The organism is Campylobacter sp. W0014, from assembly GCF_020135975.1.
Taxonomy (GTDB): Bacteria; Campylobacterota; Campylobacteria; order Campylobacterales; family Campylobacteraceae; genus Campylobacter_D.
The window spans coordinates 15,385-33,645 of the sequence record NZ_JACHTR010000011.1 but is presented as its reverse complement, the minus strand read 5'-3'; the positions used below and the strand labels follow the sequence as shown (position 1 = coordinate 33,645).

The 18,261-nt window shown below is 30.5% G+C and carries 16 protein-coding genes; 4 read left to right on the top strand and 12 right to left on the bottom strand.

Annotated features, from left to right (window positions below):
• Positions 1-9: 9 nt before the first annotated feature.
• Genes H2277_RS05045 through H2277_RS05035 form a run of 3 tightly spaced genes read left to right on the top strand, consistent with a single transcriptional unit; the run spans position 10 to position 4,304 of the window.
• The gene (locus H2277_RS05045) at positions 10-2,943 is read left to right on the top strand and encodes a DEAD/DEAH box helicase family protein (protein ID WP_337201264.1); all 2,934 of its coding nucleotides are present in this window, start codon (positions 10-12) and stop codon (positions 2,941-2,943) included.
• Positions 2,933-3,940: an MBL fold metallo-hydrolase gene (locus H2277_RS05040; protein ID WP_337201263.1), complete on the top strand. Its 1,008-nt coding sequence runs from the start codon at positions 2,933-2,935 to the stop codon at positions 3,938-3,940. The genes H2277_RS05045 and H2277_RS05040 overlap by 11 nt, the downstream gene beginning before the upstream one ends.
• Positions 3,941-3,950: 10 nt before the next feature.
• Positions 3,951-4,304, top strand: coding sequence for a cupin domain-containing protein (locus H2277_RS05035; protein WP_337201262.1), 354 nt, complete (start codon positions 3,951-3,953; stop codon positions 4,302-4,304).
• 36 nt (positions 4,305-4,340) lie between these two features.
• Here the strand turns inward: H2277_RS05035 and H2277_RS05030 are convergent, their stop codons facing one another.
• Positions 4,341-5,510 carry a pyridoxal phosphate-dependent aminotransferase gene (locus H2277_RS05030; RefSeq protein ID WP_337201261.1) on the bottom strand — a complete coding sequence of 390 codons (1,170 nt, stop codon included), beginning with the start codon at positions 5,508-5,510 and terminating at the stop codon, positions 4,341-4,343.
• A 225-nt stretch (positions 5,511-5,735) separates the two neighbouring features.
• Between H2277_RS05030 and H2277_RS05025 the strand changes: the two genes are divergently transcribed.
• Complete coding sequence (locus H2277_RS05025) at positions 5,736-6,341, top strand: hypothetical protein (protein WP_337201260.1); 606 nt, start codon at positions 5,736-5,738, stop codon at positions 6,339-6,341.
• A gap of 34 nt (positions 6,342-6,375) precedes the next feature.
• Here the strand turns inward: H2277_RS05025 and speA are convergent, their stop codons facing one another.
• The 11 genes from speA to H2277_RS04970 all read right to left on the bottom strand — a co-directional run bounded on the left by speA (position 6,376) and on the right by H2277_RS04970 (position 18,243).
• On the bottom strand, positions 6,376-8,220 hold the full coding sequence (gene speA / locus H2277_RS05020) for a biosynthetic arginine decarboxylase (protein ID WP_337201259.1): 1,845 nt from the start codon (positions 8,218-8,220) through the stop codon (positions 6,376-6,378).
• Complete coding sequence (hisS, locus tag H2277_RS05015; protein WP_337201258.1) at positions 8,217-9,443, bottom strand: histidine--tRNA ligase; 1,227 nt, start codon at positions 9,441-9,443, stop codon at positions 8,217-8,219. Before hisS ends, speA begins: the two co-directional genes overlap by 4 nt.
• Positions 9,440-10,018: a dTMP kinase gene (gene tmk, locus H2277_RS05010; protein WP_337201257.1), complete on the bottom strand. Its 579-nt coding sequence runs from the start codon at positions 10,016-10,018 to the stop codon at positions 9,440-9,442. Before tmk ends, hisS begins: the two co-directional genes overlap by 4 nt.
• Positions 10,009-10,485 carry a pantetheine-phosphate adenylyltransferase gene (gene coaD / locus H2277_RS05005; RefSeq protein WP_337201256.1) on the bottom strand — a complete coding sequence of 159 codons (477 nt, stop codon included), beginning with the start codon at positions 10,483-10,485 and terminating at the stop codon, positions 10,009-10,011. Before coaD ends, tmk begins: the two co-directional genes overlap by 10 nt.
• A 62-nt stretch (positions 10,486-10,547) precedes the next feature.
• Positions 10,548-11,105, bottom strand: a complete 558-nt coding sequence (locus H2277_RS05000; RefSeq protein ID WP_337201255.1) for a UbiX family flavin prenyltransferase — start codon at positions 11,103-11,105, stop codon at positions 10,548-10,550.
• Positions 11,102-11,764: a flagellar basal body P-ring formation chaperone FlgA gene (gene flgA / locus H2277_RS04995; protein WP_337201254.1), complete on the bottom strand. Its 663-nt coding sequence runs from the start codon at positions 11,762-11,764 to the stop codon at positions 11,102-11,104. The genes H2277_RS05000 and flgA overlap by 4 nt, the downstream gene beginning before the upstream one ends.
• A 12-nt stretch (positions 11,765-11,776) precedes the next feature.
• Complete coding sequence (locus H2277_RS04990) at positions 11,777-12,550, bottom strand: MetQ/NlpA family ABC transporter substrate-binding protein (RefSeq protein WP_337201253.1); 774 nt, start codon at positions 12,548-12,550, stop codon at positions 11,777-11,779.
• A 61-nt stretch (positions 12,551-12,611) separates the two neighbouring features.
• Entirely contained in the window at positions 12,612-13,538 is a 927-nt protein-coding gene (locus H2277_RS04985; RefSeq protein ID WP_337201252.1) for a methionine ABC transporter permease, read from the bottom strand.
• Complete coding sequence (locus H2277_RS04980; RefSeq protein WP_337201251.1) at positions 13,535-14,545, bottom strand: methionine ABC transporter ATP-binding protein; 1,011 nt, start codon at positions 14,543-14,545, stop codon at positions 13,535-13,537. The genes H2277_RS04985 and H2277_RS04980 overlap by 4 nt, the downstream gene beginning before the upstream one ends.
• Positions 14,546-14,549: 4 nt before the next feature.
• Positions 14,550-17,168, bottom strand: coding sequence for a valine--tRNA ligase (locus tag H2277_RS04975; RefSeq protein WP_337201250.1), 2,619 nt, complete (start codon positions 17,166-17,168; stop codon positions 14,550-14,552).
• A gap of 28 nt (positions 17,169-17,196) precedes the next feature.
• Positions 17,197-18,243, bottom strand: a complete 1,047-nt coding sequence (locus tag H2277_RS04970; RefSeq protein ID WP_337201249.1) for a hypothetical protein — start codon at positions 18,241-18,243, stop codon at positions 17,197-17,199.
• Positions 18,244-18,261: the final 18 nt, after the last annotated feature.

Genomic DNA, 18,261 nt, shown 5'->3' with positions numbered 1-18,261 from the left:
GGAACAACAATGACTAATTACCAAGAAAAAGATTTTGAAGAATTTATAGAATCATACCTGATAAACCAAAATGGCTATATAAAAAGAAGCTCTCAAGATTATGATAAAAATTTAAGTCTTGATGTAGAGCTTTTTGAAAAATTTTTACAAGCTACGCAAAATAAAGCATTGGAAGAGCTTAAAAAGCGTTTGGGTGAAGACTATAAAAAAGAAATTTATAAGCGTGTTTCTTCACAAATTCAAAATAAAGGCATGCTTAAAGCTTTGCAAACTTATGTAGAGATCAAAGGGGTAAAAATCCATCTAGCCTTTTCAAAGCCAAATACCGATGCAAATGAGCAAAGTTTGTATAATTATACGCAAAATATTTTTTCAGTTGTTCGTCAGTTGTATTATAGCACTTACAATAAAAACTCACTTGATATGGTGATATTTTTAAACGGCCTACCCATCATCACCTTAGAACTTAAAAATTACCTTACCGGACAAAATGTATATGATGCTATAAATCAATACAAAGAAGATAGGGATCCAAAAGAGCCTATATTTAGTCATTCTATCATACATTTTGCCTTAGATAGTGATCTTTGTTATATGAGTACTAAGCTACAAAAAAATGCTACGAAATTTTTACCTTTCAATCGCGGATTAAATAATTCAAGCGGTAAAATAGGACTGCCAAGCGGAGCTGGTAACCCACCAAGCGAGGGGATGAAAACGGCATATTTATGGGAAGAGATCTTTAAAAAAGATACTTTAATGGATTTGTTTTTTAATTTTGTGCAAATTTTAAAAGATAAAGATGCAGTAATATTTCCTCGATATCATCAATTTGATCTTGTTAAAAAACTGCTTAAAGATCTTAAAGAAAATGGAGTAGGAAAACGCTACTTGATTCAACACAGTGCAGGAAGTGGAAAGAGTAATTCTATAGCTTGGCTTGCGCACAATCTTGTAAGCTTGCATAGAATGCAAAATGAGAAATTAAAAAATGTTTTTGATACTACCATAGTAGTAACCGATAGAAAGATTCTTGATCGACAAATTCAAGACACGATCAAAGCTTTTGAAAATAAAGAAGGTGTGGTAGAGGCGATCACGCAAGGAAGCAAACAGCTTAAAAATGCTTTAGAAGAGGGTAAAAAGATCATCATCACTACCATTCAAAAATTTCCATATATCTTAGATGAAGTCAAAGAATTTAAAGATAAAAATTTTGCCATTATCATCGATGAAGCACATTCTAGCCAAGGTGGAAAAAATACAGAAAAAATGTCAGAGGTTATCAGAAGCAAAAGTGCTGAAGAAAATGAGAATTTAGAAGATGAGATTATCGAGCTTATCAAAAGTAAAAAATTTCAACCTAACGCATCGTATTTTGCATTTACAGCGACACCAAAATCGACAACTTTAGAAATGTTTGGAAATGCTTGTACGGTTGATGGCGTTAAGCAATTTATCCCTTTTCATCTTTATCCTATGAAACAAGCTATAAAAGAGAAATTTATACTTGATGTGCTTAAAGGATACACCACTTATAAAAGTTACTATAAAATCGTATCAAACACAAATGAAAATCCAAAATACGATAAAAAACGAGCTAACGCAAAATTAAAAGCCTATGTGCAAGGCAATATCGAAGCCATAGAAGAAAAGTCAAAAATCATGATCGAGCATTTCTTTCAAAATAGCTTTAAAAAGATCGCAGCAAAAGCAAAGGCTATGGTTGTTACTAGCTCAAGGGAAAATGCTGTGAAGTATTATTTGACTTTTAAAAGGTATTTAAGCCAATATTATCCTCAATTTAAAGCCATAGTGGCTTTTTCTGGGGATTTAAATTTTGAAGGTGAAACTTATAGCGAAAGTTCTTTAAATGGTTTTTCAGAATCTATTTTAAAAGAAGAATTTAAAAAAGATGAGTATCGTTTTTTGATCGTTGCGCAAAAGTATCAAACCGGATTTGATGAACCGCTTTTGCATACAATGTATGTTGATAAAGCCTTAAGTGGAATCAGTGCCGTTCAAACCTTATCAAGACTTAATAGAACTTGCCAAAATAAATTCGATACTTTCGTTTTAGATTTTGTCAATACTCATGAAGATATAGAAAAATCTTTTAGTGTTTTTTATGAACAAACTTATTTATTTAAAGATATAGATAGTGAGGATAAAATTTACGATCTTAAAGCAGAGCTTAATAGCTATGAAATTTATACTCAAATAGAAATCGACGATTTTGCTAGTGCTATTTTAAGACGAGAAAGAGAAAATATCATCCATGCTAAATTAGATCAAATGATAATGCGTTTTAACGCAAAAGATGAAGAAGTAAAAATAGATTTTTACAATAAAGCAAAAAAATACATTAATGCCTATTCTTTTCTTGCACAAATTTTGCCTTATGAGGATAGTGAATTAGAAAAACTCAATATCTTGCTTAAAAAACTTATTTCTAAGATCATCTTGCCAAAAGCACAAGCTATGGGTGAAATTTTAGATAATGTGAGCTTAGAGGCTTATCGTATAGAGCTTGAAGCAACTAAAGATATCGTTTTAAAAGGCAATGGAGAGCTAAAGCCTAACACCCTTGATACTTCCAATAAACCCCAAAGTCAATTAGAAGAACTTCTTAATATCATAAAAGAATTCAATACCAAGCAAGGCGGTATAAATTTTGAAGAAGAAAATGAAAGAGCGGAAATTCTTTATAATATCAAAAATGAAATTATAGAAAATGAAGAAGATCGCAATTCTTTAAAATCTGCAGATATTCAAAATGCTCATGTTAGATTTAAAGAAATTTTTAATGATAAATTTCAGGAAGTCTTGTTTTTAAATTCGGTTTTTTTCAATGAAATTAACAATAACTCCAATTTCAAAGACAAGATTATAAATAAAATGTTTAATATGATCCGCGAAGAAATCAAAGAACATGTATCATAAATTTGATCTTTGCGATGGCAAAGAAAGACTCAAAGCTAAAAGAGCACAAGGCAAATACGAAATATTTCTCAATGAAAATGAAGAAAGCTATAAGAATTTCAAAGTTCCTTTTAAAGAGGTTTTAAAGTATTACTACCTTTACCCTAAAAATGCCATTGCCCCTTTTAAACTTCCTTTTTATAAACCTAACTTAAGCGATTTTGATACCCCGCATATTACTTGGCTGGGGCATTCTTCGCTTTTTGTGAGTTTTAAAAAATATAAAATCTTAATCGATCCGATTTTCAACATTCACGCTTCGCCTTTTTCTTTTATTAACCGTGCTTTTAAAAATGCTCCTGTTTATAGTGCGGATGATTTTGGCGAAATTTTTGCAGTGATCATCACGCATTCTCATTTTGATCATTTGGACGCAAAAAGCGTAAAAGCTTTAAAGCATAGGGCAAAATTTTTCATCACGCCTTTAAAAGTGGGAAATTATCTTAAAAGTTATGGAGTGAGTGAAAAAAAGATCATAGAGCTTGATTGGTGGGATGGAATAGAATTTGATGATTTAAACATTATTGCAACACCTTCACAGCATAGCTCTAGCCGTGGAGATGGTAAAAATAAAACCCTTTGGGCGTCTTTTGTGATGGAATTTAAAAGCGTGGGTAAAAAAGTGTTTTTTAGCGGTGATGGTGGGTATTTTACGCATTTTAAAAAAATCGGAGAATATTTTAAAGAATTTGATCTTGTTTGCCTTGAAAGTGGCCAATTTAACAAAGCTTGGCCTTTTTCGCATTCTTTTCCGGATCAAATTTTGCAAGAAGCAAAAGATCTCAATGCAAAGGCTTTGATGCCTATACATTGGGGAAGATTTTTAGCGGGAACTCATGCTTGGAATGAGGTTGTAGAATTTTTGTATAAAAATCTCGATATCGCCTTCATAACGCCTAAAATGGGCGAGGGCTATAAAATAGGCGATGAATTTAAGCAGGATTTTTGGTGGAGATAAAGGAGAAATGATGAAAATAACTCAATGGAATACGACAAATTTTCTTTCAAAGGAAGTTAAAATCAATGTTTTAATCGATGATGAAAGAAGTAAAGAAATACAAATTTTACTTGCTAAAGATAGTATCATGAGAGAACATAAAGCTCCATTTGCAATACATGTTCAAGTTTTAAGCGGCAAAATTTGGTTTGAAGTTCAAGGGCAAAAATTGGAATTAAATACCTTAGATATGATCAGTTTGGAGGCTAATATCCCTCATTCTTTAGGCGGATTGGAAGATTCTATAATAAGACTTAGTTTGAGTAAATCAGATAATATCCAAAGAATAAATGCTATTCTTAAAAAACCTAAGATGCAAATTTAACAAAATAAATTTTTATTAAATTTGCAATGAATTTAATCAATTATAATTTTTTATAAATTTAGCGATTCTCTCTAGGCCTTTTTTGATCAAATCTTCACTTGTAGCATAAGAAATTCTAAAATATCCATCCATACCAAAACCAACCCCTGGAACGACGGCTACTTTTTCTTCTTCAAGTAATTTTTTGCAAAATTTCATAGAATCTTTTTCGATTTTTTGGATATTGATAAAAAGATAAAAAGCACCTTCGGGCTTATAAAAACTGATATTTGGAATTTTTTCTAAGATCTCTAAGGCTATGTTGCGACGTTTTTCAAAGGCTTGACGCATGGTTTCTATATCTTGATCGCATTCTCCAGTAAGTGCAGGAATGGCGGCGTATTGCATAACCGAGCAAATATTTGAAGTACTTTGCCCTTGCAATCTTTTAACAGCAGAAATTAATTCTTTATTTTTGCTAGCCATGTAGCCAAATCTCCAGCCAGGCATAGCACCGCATTTGCTAAGCCCATTGATCGTTACGGTGCGTTTTAAGGTGTCTTCATTTAAACTTGCAAATGCCGTAATTTCGGTATTATCATAAGAAAGTTTTTCATAAATTTCATCACTTAAAACTACGATATTTGTATTTTTTAAGATTTCAGCGATCTCTAAAAGTTCTTTTTTGCTATAAATTGAACCTATAGGATTTGATGGGGAATTTAGCATCAAAACTTTTGTTTTTGGAGTGATAGCCTTTTGAAGTTGTTCAGCGGTAATCTTAAAGCCATTTTCCTCTAAACCCTCGATAAATACGGGTTTTCCTTCTGCAAATTTAACCATCTCCGGATAACTAACCCAATAAGGCGTAGGAATGATAACTTCATCATCTTTTTCAACTAAACATTCTATGCATTGAAAAAGGGAATGTTTAGCGCCAACATTAATCACAATTTCACTTGTTTCATAGTCTAAAGCATTGTCTTTTTTTAATTTAGTTTGAACAGCTTTTAAAACTTCGCTAATGCCAGGAACTGCCGTATATTTTCCACAACCTTTTTCAATGGCGGCAATAGCAGCATTTTTTATAGTTTTAGGGGTGTCAAAATCGGGCTCTCCGGCTGAAAAACTGATGATATCTTCGCCTTTAGCCTTTAACTCATTTGCAAGAGAGGCTATGGCTAGAGTGATTGATTCTTCTAAAACTTGAGATCTTTTGGTTAGCATATCTTTCCTTTTTTATTTTTATTTTATCCAAAAAATACATGGTTTAATACAAGAAGATAAAAAAATAAACAAAAAAAATAAAAAGCGTGAAAAATGGTAATATATTCAGTTTTTTTTAAATTTTTATTTAAAACAGAAATTTATAAATGAATATATATTTTTAAGAAATATTTTATAGGGGGGTATATAATTTTTATTTTAATTTTTTATAATTAAGGTAAAATGATGATTAGTTTGGTTTTAAATACGTTAAAAGAATTTGAAAATTTAGAAAGTTATGAACATTATAGAAAACAAGAAAAACTAATAGAAGAAATTTTTCAAGAAAATTCTAAAAATGATAATGAAAAATCCATACTTTTAAAAGTTTGTGTTTTAGATAGTTTTTATAGCACTAATTTAAGAATGCGTGGAATTTATGAAGTTTCTAAACATATTTTATCTTTAAACATTGACAAAGACTTAAAAGAAAAAAATATTAACGTGATAGAAAAGATTGCCAACTTTAAAGATACAAAAGGAAAGCAATGTTTTTTATATTCTTTTGCAAGTAAATATTGTTTTCATCACGATAAAGAAAATTATGTTATTTATGATAAATTTGTGCAAAAAAGCTTAATTCATTTTTTTGCTGAAGAGCGCTTTTGTGATTTTGAAATTACAGGTGAAACACTAAAAAAATATGAAAATTTGATCAAGGCTATAGAAAGCTTTAGGAGTTTTTATAAGTTGGATGATTTTAACAACAGACAAATAGATCATTTTTTATGGTTTTATGGTAAAGATGAAGAAGAGAGGAATAAAAGAAATAAAAATAAACAAAAAGCGTGAAAAATGGTAATACTTGGAAAAGAAAAATTAAAATTTAATCCTCTTTTCCATCGATGCTTTTTAAATAGCCATTATCATTTAAAAATAAGTAAAGCTCCCCTAAGATGTGCTTTTTTTGTTTTTCATTGACTAATTTTGAATTACTAATTCTTTCATTAAGTATATCCATAATTTCATGGATGTCATAATCAAGATCTTCAAGTGTATCGAGTATGGATTGAGCTTCTATGATCCCTTCTATTTCATAACCTTTTTCATCAATGCTAATAATCGCTTCAGTAGGGTGGGTAAAAAGATTGTGTTTCATTCCAAGCACTTCTTGATAAGCTCCTACAAGAAAAAAGCCTAGGAAATAATTTTCCTTTTCTACATCAATATCATGCAAAAACAAAGGTTTGTCTTTAGAGTATGAAATTTCCCCATCACTATCGCAAGTGATATCCCATATACTCGCACTTCTTGTTGGCTCTTTATCCAAATGATCAAGAGGCATGATAGGAAAATTTTGTTCTAATCCCCAAAAATCAGGTAAGCTTTGAAAAAGTGAAAAATTCACCAAATATCTTTCTTGTACTTCATCTTGTATGGCAAGCAAATCAGCAGGATTTTGCTTATCTCCTAAAAGCAAAATGGCTTTTTTGATGATTAGATGTGTTAAAATTTCAGCATTAGATCTATCTTGCAAATCCACATATCCTAAGTCAAAAAGCGTTAAAATACTTTCTAAATGATCGATACTATCGTGCAAATATTCTAAAGCATTTGAAGGCTTTATGCTTTTGAAAAGATCGTATAATTCATCGATAAGCTTTGGATTTTTTTCTTTGAGTAAAAGTTTATCTTCAGAATACTCTTGAGAGAAAAGTTCTAAAACAGGAGCGATTAAAACAGCGTGATTTGCTGCGATAAAACGACCACTTTCTATAAAGATATCAGGCTCTAAATCACTTTTTTGCTCCGCGATATTTTTAAGGATAAATACAACATCATTTGCGTATTCTCTAAGCGTGTAATTTCTGCTATTTTCATTTTTAAATTGAGAATACTCAACAGCCAAACCACCGCCAAGATTGATTGACTTTAAGTTTTTTGCCCCCATTTTTCTAAGCTCAGTATAGATATTTCCAACTTCATTTAAAGCTTTTTTTAAAGGATGAATTTCAGTAATTTGAGAACCTAGGTGAAAATGTATCATAGTAAATTGATCTAGCAATTTATTTTTCTTAAGTAAATTAACAGCTTCTATAAGCTCGGTTGAAGTGAGTCCAAATTTGGAATTTATACCTCCACTTTTCGCCCAAATTCCAACACCAGCAGAATGCAAACGCACTCTTAAGCCTATATTTGGCTTAGGCTTAAAGCGTTCTTTGGCTATATCAATGATCGCTTCAAGTTCGTTAAGTCCTTCTATAGTTAAAGTGATATTGTGTCCCATTTCCGCTGCGATAAAACCTATATTGATAAGTTCTCTATCTTTAAAGCCATTTACGGTTATTGGAGCATCTTCATTGTTAAAAGCCATGGCTAAAAGAAGTTCGGCTTTGCTGCCAGCTTCGAGTCCGTAATTGTATTTTTTTCCAAGTCTGACAAGATTTTTAACAAAACCAGGGTATTGATTGACTTTTAAAGGATAAACCGCATTAAATTTGCCCTTATAATTAAATTCCTTACGAGCTTTATTGAAACTTCCATAAATACTTTCGATTTGTTTTTGGATTAAATGTGGAAATCTTAAAAGCAAAGGTCCTTTATAACCATCATTTCTTAAATCTTTTACGATATCAATAATAGCGGGCTTTTTTTCATAATTGATACAAACTTTACCATTTTTGATAATAAAATTTTCATTCCCCCAAATATTAATCCCATAATCCATCATAAAAACTGCTCCAAATCTGAAATTTTAATGATTTTTTCATCTTTATTTTCTAAATTTTTATAAAACAAGCTTTCATTTTTAAATTCATTTTCACCCATACAAAGAAAAATTTTAGTTTCAGCTTTATCGGCATTTTCTAAGTGTTTTGCGAGTTTTTTTGCATCATAGCTTAAAAGAACTTTGTAGTTTTTTCTAAGTTTAGTTGCGATTTTAAAAATTTTTGAAATATAAATTTCATCCAAAGAGCAAAGATAAATTCCTTTTCTTTGTAATTTTTCTTCTTTTTGTTCTAAAATAACCATAATCCTTTCTATACCCATGGCAAAACCTATGCCAAAACCGCTTTTTCCCCCTAAATATTCTATAAGTCTATCGTATCTTCCTCCACCAGCAATGGCTGATTGTGCGCCGATTTCATCGCTTATAAATTCAAAAGCTGTTTTAGAATAATAATCCAAGCCTCTAACAAGCTTAGAATCTAAAGTAAAATCAATTTCATTTTCTTTTAAAATGCTTTGCAAATGATTAAAATCATCTAAACAGCATTGACATAAATTTTTTTCTAAAAGTGGAGCTTGATTAAGCAAATTTTGACACTGTTCATTTTTACAATCTAAAACGCGTATAGGATTTAAAGTTTTGCGTCTTTTGCAATCTTCACAAAATCCTTCTTGATTATCAAGATAATCAATGAGTTTTTCTCGGTAAGGTGGAAGACATTTTGAGCAGCCTAAGGAATTAATAATAAGCTTAAATTTGATATCAAGGCGTGAAAAAATTTCAGCCAACATTAAAATAATACTCGCATCTTCATAAACACTGCTTATGCCAAAACTTTCTACTCCAAATTGATGAAATTCTCTTAAGCGTCCCTTTTGAGGCCTTTCATATCGAAACATAGAACCATGATAAAACCAACGTTTAATGCTTATGTTTTTATCAAATTTCTTCTCGATATACGCACGAACCGCTCCAGCAGTCCCTTCAGGACGCATGCAAACTTCATTACCTCCCTTGTCTATAAATTCATACATTTCTTTGCCCACTATATCAGAGCTTTCACCCACACTTCTTTTAAAAAGGATGCTTTGCTCTAAATGTGGCGTATTGATAAATTCAAAGCCATAATTACTGGCAACATCTTCACAAACTTCAATAATTTTTTTATAGTATTTAGCGCTTTGATCGGTTAGATCTTTCATTCCCTTAAGAGCGTTAATCATTGCAAAAAATCCTTTATTTTGGTGTGCAATTCTTCTATACTTTTATTTGCATCAAGTTGTAAAATTTCTATTTGAATTTTATTTTTTAAGAAGAATAAAATATTTTCTAGCTTATTTTGGACATTTAAAAAGTATTCTATCCCGCGTTGTTCTATGGTATCTTGCTTTTTCTCTCCTAAGCGTTGCTTGATTAGTTTTTCATCTGCTTTTAAAAATATGATTTTTTTTGGAAAAAAATGATCAAGCGCAAAAGAATTAAGAGAAAAAAGCAACTCATCATCAAAATCAACCGCATAAGCCATGCCCGATATAAAACTCCTATCACTGATGATAAGTTTATCTTTATTTGGATGGATAACTTCTTCGTAATGTTGTGCGCGATCAGCTAAAAAAAGTAAAACTTCAGCTCTTTTTTTAAGATTTAAATTTTGATAAAGCAAGATATCTCTTAAAGATTTTCCTAAATCAGTTCCACCTGGTTCTAAAGTGAAAATAGCTTCTTTATAAATTTCTTTTAAGAGTGAAATTTGCGTACTTTTGCCAACACAATCAATCCCTTCAAATGCTACATACAAGTTTTATCCTTTAAAAATGGCAAAATTTCCTTTGGAACTAAAGAGCTTACATCACCTCCATGCGTGACTATAGAACGCACTATAGAGCTTGAAATAAAAGCATGTTTTAAGCTTGGCATTAAATAAATCGTTTCTATCTCATCCCAAAGAGCATGATTTGCATATCCAATTTGCAATTCATATTCGAAATCACTCACAGCTCTAAGCCCACGTATGATGATATTGATCTTAAATTCTTTAGCCAAATCTACAAGCAAATTATCAAAGGTAATGATCTCTACATTTGAAATATCTTTTGTTGCGAGTTCTGCTAATTTTTTACGCTTTTCTAAACTATAATAAGGTTTTTTATGATCGCTCTTTGCAATAGCTATAATGATTTTATCAAAGATTTTAAGAGCGCGTCTTACTACATCTAAATGTCCATTTGTGATAGGATCAAAAGTTCCAGGATATAAACAGGTCATTACAACTCCAAAAATTCAAAATATAATGAATTTAGCCTTAAAAAATAGTAAAAATTCTTAGCTTATTTCCATCTTTGATATAGCTTGTGAGAAATTTCTAACAAATCAAGCCATTTGCCGATGATAAAATTTTCCATCTCTTTTAAGTTTTTGGCCTTTGAATAGCTTGCGATAACAGGTGGAGCTATAATAACGCCCATTTGACTTAATTTTGCCATGTGTTCTAGATTGATAGTAGAAAAAGGCATTTCTCTAACACCTAAAATGAGTTTTTTTCTTTCTTTAAGCGCTACGGCAGCACAACGAGTTAAAAGAGTATCTGCTAAACCTGCATGAATTTTTGCTAAAGTGGAAATAGAGCAGGGCGCGATGATCGTTTTTTCTATCCCAAAAGAACCACTGGCAACACCAGCACCTAGTTCGCTATCTGATAAAAAATAAGTATTTTTAAATTTTTCATCACATATTTTTTTTAGATCTTTTTTATTTTCAGCATGAAAGCTTAATTTTGCTCCTTTGCTAATAATACAATAAAGCTCGCATTTTTTTTCTAAATTTTCGAGCAAACTCAAGCCCAATGAAACACTACTTGATCCTGAAATTCCTAATAAAATTTTCATTGGATAATCATCCTATTTTTTCCTATAACTATACCTTGCATCACTTTACCTTCTTTATTTTTTGCACGAATTCTTTCCCCCATGTTAGCACTTTGTAAGGCTGTAAGTTCTATGGAAACATCTATATTTCCATCTCTTAGTATTCCTATTATGGGATCATTTCTGCGGATTAATGCGAGGGTTTTAAACATATTTTCTTTTAAAATAGTGTTTTTATTGATATTGTTTTTTGCGATAAGATTATTTGTATCTTCAACATCTAAAGCATTAGGCGGTACCTTATCAAAATCAAACGAAATACTTCTATAATCAAGCGGGCTTAGTTTTTGCCCCCTTTTAATAGCTCTTTCGCTTTTTAAAACTTGTAAATTTCCTTGGACAAAATAGCGAAAAAATAAATTTTTTTGCAAATTTTGCGGAGTTTTAAATTCTGCTCTTAAAAAGCCTTGAGATTGTTCAAAACGCCCATTAGCTATTCTTAAAAATTGATATTGATTAAAATCTTTAGGTAAAGAAGTGCTTCTTAGATCAATTTGTGTGATGATGATTTTTGGAAAATTATTGGTGATTTCTTTAGCAAGGGCGAGTTTGATTTCTTCCAAATTCGCCCCTTTGCTTAGACTTATAAAAACTACAAGTATAAAAAATAGATTTTTCATTATATATTTTTATTAAAAAGCAGGTAAAACAGATCCATTATATTTGTTTAAAATAAATTGTTTTACTTTATCGCTTTGTAAAGCCTTAATCAAAGCTTTTATTTTAGGATCATTTTCGTGTCCAGCTTTAACAACTAAAATATTTGCATAAGGGCTGTTTTTATCTTCCATAAATATACTATCTTTTATGGGATTTAAATCAGCAGATAAAGCGTAGTTAGAATTAATAACAGCAAAATCTACATCTCCTAAAGATCTTGGCAATTGTGCTGCTTTAAGTTCGATAAATTTTATTTTTTTTGGATTTTCTATAATGTCAAGCGGAGTTTTTAAGCCATTGTTTTTAAATTTTAAAGAGCATTTTTGCGCAATGATATCTAAGGCTCTGCTTTCATTTGTAGGATCGTTAGGTATAGCGATACTTGATCCTTCTTTGATATTGTCTAAACTTTTGTATTTTTTAGAATAAACAGCCATAGGTTCAAGGTGAATACTAGCTACCTTGACAAGATTGGTGCCTTTATTTTTGTTAAATTCTTCTAAATAAGGCGTGTGTTGAAAAAAATTCGCATCAACTTCACCACTATCTACAGCTAAATTAGGCAAAATATAGTCTGTGAATTCTTTAATGACGAGTTTATAACCTTCTTTTTCAAGATCGGGCTTGATTTGTTCTAATATTTCAGCTTGAGGTACCGGCGTAGCAGCAACGCTGATAGTCTCTAATGCATTGAGATTTAAAAATAAACCTAGCAAACTTGATATCAATAAAATTCTAATTTTCATTATTTTTTCCTTTTTAGTATAAATAATTTATTTTTATATCTAATTTTTATTCATACTTTGCTTAAAAGTTATGAAATAATTTTTTCTTTTTTATAAATGTAAAAATAAATAATGCAATCAAGAAAAAGCAAATTATAAATTGAAAAATGCAGTTTTCTTCATTGTTTAGACTTGATACTATACTTATAGCAAATAAAACAATCAAAGAAAAAATAATATTTAAGCTTTTGTCATTTTTTGACCAAGAATAAAAAAGATTGCCTAAAATTTGTATGATTTGAACTAAGATTAGTAAAATAATAACAGTTTGTATCATGATTTCTTTATTAAATCGTTCATATCCATAACGAATAGCAATATCGCCAAGTCCGCCACCTCCAACCGTTCCTGCTAAAGCTGAAAAACCTATGGTAAAGATTAGAATCAAGGTTAAACCATTGATGATATTAGGTAAAGATTCCACGAAAATCACTTTAAAGATGATTTGCATATTGCTCGCTCCATAACTTTTAGCAGCTTCAATGATTCCTTTATCAATTTCTTTAAAAGCGCTTTCTAGAGTTTTAGCCAAATAAGGAGCTACGCCAATAGCCAAAGGTACGATTGCTGCATCAGTTCCTATACTCGTTCCAACGATAATCCTAGAAAGTGGCAATAAAATAACAATAAGAATCAAGAAAGGAAAGGCTCTTAAAATATTTATAACAAAATCTAAAATAGCATAAGCAAATTTATTTTGTTTAATGCCATTTTTATCCCAAACCGCAAGCAATATCGCAGGGATAATAGCCAAAATAAAGCCAAAAAATACAGACATTAAACTCATATAGATGGTTTCATTTAGTGCGGGTTTTAAGATAAGATCATAATTTTGAGGAAAAGTAAAAATAGAATCTGTCGCAACTTCTTTTATATCTTTCCAAGAAATTTCAGAAACAAATTGCGATATTCTGCCAAAAAAAGCATTCAAGAAATTTTCTTCATTCATGATGCAAACTCCCACAATACACCGTTTTTTTCTATGTAGTTAAGCACTTTATCTTTATCTTTATGATCGATATTGATCACTAAATTTCCTAAGGCTTTGCCATTTAATTTTTCTATTTTTCCCCAAACTATATTAAAATCTATATCCAAAGTTCTAGCCATATGGGTAATGATTGTATTTTCAACCACTTCTTTAGGAAAGTATAATTTTATATTTAGTCCATGCAAAGGTAGAAAGTCGCTTTCGCCTAAAAACTCTTTCATTTTTTGATTAGGCTTTAAGAAAAGCTCATCAATAGCACCACTTCCTATAATCTTACCTTGTTCTAGTAAAAGCGCCTTTTGTGCTATATCTTTTACCACATCCATTTCATGAGTTACTAAAACTACGGTAATTCCAAATTCAGCATTGATTTTGCTGATAAGTTCTAAGATATTTTTAGTAGTATTAGGATCTAGAGCCGAAGTTGCTTCATCACTGAGTAGAATTTTTGGATTTAAAGTTAAAGCTCTAGCAATGGCTACTCTTTGTTTTTGCCCTCCGCTTAATTCTTTTGGATAAGCATTAAATTTATGTTTAAGACCTACAATTTCAAGCAAAGAATGCACTTTTTCATTGATTTCTTTTTCGCTCATGTATTCTTTGTTGAAAATTTTAGAATAAATTTTACATTGAGAAAAATGTGTTCTAAGTGGCATAGCGATATTTTCAAATATATTTTTTCTTTCCATAAGAGCAAAATTTTGAAATATCATGCCTATATCTTTTCTTAGTATTCTAAGTTTTTTAGGATCTTTTTGCTTTAAATCTTTAATCTCTTCACCTAAGACTTTTAAATTTCCTTTTTGATAATCTTCAAGTCCGTTGATACATCTTAAAAGAGTTGATTTTCCAGCTCCACTATGCCCAACGATGGCATAAATTTCACCTTTGTTGATTTCTAGGGAAACATCATTGATGACAAGTTCTTTTCCGTAATATTTTTTTAAATTTTTTATCTTTATCAAATTTTTAACCTCTTAAATTAGCAAGTTCAGCGGATATTTTTTCAAGTTGTATTTGTAAATTTGATAAAGAATTTTTATTTTGCTCTACGACTTCTTTGGGCGCATTGGCTACAAATTTTTCATTACTAAGCATTGAATTTATCTTAGCACTTTCTTTTTCAAGTTTGGCTTTTTGGTTTTCAAGTCTTGATATAATCCCGCTAAGATCGACATTATCAAGTGTGATAAAAATTTCTAAATTATCGCTGACATCGCAAATTGCTTTTTCTAATTTCTGATTTGTAAATTCTATATTTTCACATTTTGCTAAAGTTTTTATAAATACAATAGATGAGTTTAATTCTTTTTCAAAAATAGGATTATTAAGCTTAATATAGGCTTTTTCTATTTTGGAATTTCCTAAATCAATAAGGCTCTTAGCTCTTCGTATACTTACGATACTTTCGATCAATAAAGAAAAAGTATTTTCTATATCATTTTCATTTTGTAAAGCGATTTTAGGATATTGCGCGATCATGATGGAAGGGCTAGTTTCTAAGCTTGTATTGCTAAGTTCGTGATATAAAAATTCGCTGATAAAAGGCATAAAAGGATTTAAAAGTTTTAACGCTTCTTTAAAAATACTTCCAAGCTCTTTTACGCTTGATTTTTCAGCCTTGCTAAGTTCTATTCCCCAATCGCAAAAATCATCCCAGAAAAATTTATAAATTGTATTTGCAGCATCATTGAAGCGATAATTGTCCAAATTTTCTCTAACATTTTTAACGCAATTTTGAAATTTTGAAAAAATGTATTTTGCAAGTTTTGATTCTAAACTAATGTGTTCTAAATCCTCAAATTTACTTTCATTTAAAAGTAAATAATTTGCCGCATTTACGATTTTGTTGGTAAAATTTCTAACTTGCAAAAGCTTATCGTTGCTAAGTTTGATATCTCTTCCTTGTATGGCAAGTAAAGCTAAGGTGAAACGCAAAATATCCGCACTATATTCTTTAATGCTTTCATTAGGATCGATCACATTTCCAAGGCTTTTACTCATTTTTCTACCTTGCTCATCTTTAACAAGGGCATGCAAATAAATATCTTTAAAAGGTAAAGCGTTTAAAGCATTTGTGCTTTGAAACATCATTCTTGCCACCCAGAAAAACAAAATATCAAAGCCGGTTATCAATAAAGAATTAGGATAAAATTCTTTCAAATCTTCTTCAAACCAAATCTGATCTTTACCCCAGCTTCCATTACCCCAGCCTAAAGTGCTCATAGCCCAAAGCCCAGAAGAAAACCAAGTGTCTAAAACATCTTCATCTTGTTTGAAATTTTTACTTTGGCATTTTGGACAAATTTCAGGAGTATTCTCGTTTGCCCATTCATGTGTACATTCACAATAATATACAGGAATTTGATGCCCCCACCAAAGTTGTCTTGAAATACACCAATCTTTTAAATCTTTCATCCAAGCATTAAAGCTATTGATCCAATGATTTGGATAAAATTTACTTTCACCTAAAGCAACTTTTTCTATACTTTCTTTAGCGATTTCTTTTTTAACAAACCATTGTTTTGAAATATAAGGTTCAACGACATTGTTACAGCGATAACAATATCCCACTTGATTATTGTATTCTTCTATTTTTTCTATAAAACCTAGTTCTTCAAGTTTAGCAACGATTTTCTCTCTTGCGTCTAAACGCTCTAAACCTTGAAATTCTAAACAATGTTCATTTAAAACACCTTTTTCATCAAAAACGGTTATAAAATCTAATTGATGTCTTAAACCAACTTCATAGTCGTTTATATCATGTGCGGGAGTAACTTTAACCACTCCTGTTCCAAATTCTTTATCAACATGAGTATCTGCTATGATTTTGATAGCTTTTTGGGTGAGTGGTAAAACCACTTCTCTTCCTATAAGTTTATTGTAGCGTTCATCCTCTGGATGGATCATAACCGCTGTATCGCCAAAAAAGGTTTCTGGACGAGTGGTAGCTACGACTAAGTATTTATCACTATCTTTTAAAAAATATTTAATATGATAGAGTTTTCCTTTGTTTTCTTTGTATTCGACCTCAATATCGCTTAAAGCTCCATCATGAGTACACCAATTGATCATGTAATTTCCACGAACGATAAGCTTTTTATTGTAAAGTTCAACAAAGGCTTTTTTAACGGCATTAACCAAACCTTCATCCATGGTAAAGCGTAAGCGACTCCAAGCTGGAGTTATGCCTAAAGTTCTCATTTGATCTAAAATTTTACCACCACTTTGTTCTTTCCACTGCCAAACTTTTTCTATAAATTTTTCTCTACCTAATTCTTCTTTTTTAAGTCCTTGCGCAAGGAGTTGTTTTTCGACTACGTTTTGAGTGGCAATACCCGCATGATCAAGTCCTGGTTGATAAAGAACTTTATAGCCATCCATTCTTTTATAACGAGTCATTATATCTTGCAAGGTGAAAGTTAAAGCGTGTCCGATATGAAGTACTCCAGTTACATTTGGAGGAGGCATCATGATGCAAAAATTTTTATTTTTTTCTTGTATAGATTTATTTCCGTCTATTTCAAAATATCCACGTTCTTCGCAAATTTTATAGTATTTTTCTTCGACTTCTTTATTATATGTCATAATAAATATAACCTTTATTTTATAAAAATTATTTAGATGAAATTTCTACCATTTCGCAGAATGGGAAGAAATATTGTGTAAAATTAGCACCTGTTTTTAAACTTTTGATGTGTTTAGAAAATTCGCTACCTTTTCCTTCTTTTTTGATTTGGATACTGATTTTTTTGATTTTTTCCTCACGTGCAATGTGACTATTGATTTCTTGAGGATTATTCATATAAGGCTTGATTCTATCTACGCTTATATATTTGTAAGCTTTTCTCATATCTGAAAATATAATATCTTTATTATAAACAGTTAGTTTCATTTCACCTTTTGGAAGCATTTTTACAAAGATAGCTAGATTATAATCTTTAGCATTAGTTTGTATAGGATCTAATATCTCTTTTAACAAGTTAATTCTATAATCACTTAAAAATTTTCCATCCAAAATAAATACCTGCATACCTTCAGTGCTTAATTGAGGTTCTAAGCGACTATCTTTTCCAATGGTTAGATATTCTTCAGCGACGCTAAGCTTATGTTTTTTAGTATTTTTGCCCGTTTTATTTTTTAAAGCTTTTTCTTGCTCTAGAAGTTTTCTTTGTCTTTCTATTTCTTTATTTAAAGCTGCTATTTTTGCTTTTTTCTCTTCTTCTGTGATTTCTTTTTTATTTTCAACTTTTTTTTCTGTTTTTTCTACTACTTTGCTTGATTCTGTTTTATTTACTACACTTATATTTTGTTCTTTGATTTCATTTGATTTTTTTTCAACTTCTTTGCTTATGTTTTGCTCTTGTTGATTGTTTAAAGCAGTGCTATTGTCTATTTTACTTTCTATCTTATTTTCTTGTTTTTGGTTATAGCTTGGATAAGATGTGGTGTTATAAGCATTGTTTGAATAATTATTATTTGTTTGATTGGAATATGAATTTTGTTCATACGCATTTGATTGCATATTGGTTTGATAATTATTTGTTGGGGTGTAAGAATAATTTGGCTTTGAGTATTCAAAAAGATAATAATACGTTCCTCCAAGTATCAAAATTACAGCGATTAGTATTCCAGCAATGACAGAAAAAACTTTAAAATTCATTTTTGATTTCCTTACTTT

Excerpts from the sequence above, each read along its gene's own strand:
- H2277_RS05030 (WP_337201261.1), bottom strand. The coding sequence starts at position 5,510 with ATGCTAACCAAAAGATCTCAAGTTTTAGAAGAATCAATCACTCTAGCC.
- coaD (WP_337201256.1), bottom strand. The coding sequence starts at position 10,485 with ATGACCTGTTTATATCCTGGAACTTTTGATCCTATCACAAATGGACAT.
- speA (WP_337201259.1), bottom strand. The coding sequence starts at position 8,220 with ATGATGGATTATGGGATTAATATTTGGGGGAATGAAAATTTTATTATC.
- H2277_RS04990 (WP_337201253.1), bottom strand. The coding sequence starts at position 12,550 with ATGAAAATTAGAATTTTATTGATATCAAGTTTGCTAGGTTTATTTTTA.
- H2277_RS05025 (WP_337201260.1), top strand. The coding sequence starts at position 5,736 with ATGATTAGTTTGGTTTTAAATACGTTAAAAGAATTTGAAAATTTAGAA.
- H2277_RS04985 (WP_337201252.1), bottom strand. The coding sequence starts at position 13,538 with ATGAATGAAGAAAATTTCTTGAATGCTTTTTTTGGCAGAATATCGCAA.
- hisS (WP_337201258.1), bottom strand. The coding sequence starts at position 9,443 with ATGATTAACGCTCTTAAGGGAATGAAAGATCTAACCGATCAAAGCGCT.
- H2277_RS05035 (WP_337201262.1), top strand. The coding sequence starts at position 3,951 with ATGAAAATAACTCAATGGAATACGACAAATTTTCTTTCAAAGGAAGTT.
- H2277_RS05040 (WP_337201263.1), top strand. The coding sequence starts at position 2,933 with ATGTATCATAAATTTGATCTTTGCGATGGCAAAGAAAGACTCAAAGCT.
- H2277_RS04975 (WP_337201250.1), bottom strand. The coding sequence starts at position 17,168 with ATGACATATAATAAAGAAGTCGAAGAAAAATACTATAAAATTTGCGAA.
- flgA (WP_337201254.1), bottom strand. The coding sequence starts at position 11,764 with ATGAAAAATCTATTTTTTATACTTGTAGTTTTTATAAGTCTAAGCAAA.
- H2277_RS05045 (WP_337201264.1), top strand. The coding sequence starts at position 10 with ATGACTAATTACCAAGAAAAAGATTTTGAAGAATTTATAGAATCATAC.
- H2277_RS05000 (WP_337201255.1), bottom strand. The coding sequence starts at position 11,105 with ATGAAAATTTTATTAGGAATTTCAGGATCAAGTAGTGTTTCATTGGGC.
- H2277_RS04970 (WP_337201249.1), bottom strand. The coding sequence starts at position 18,243 with ATGAATTTTAAAGTTTTTTCTGTCATTGCTGGAATACTAATCGCTGTA.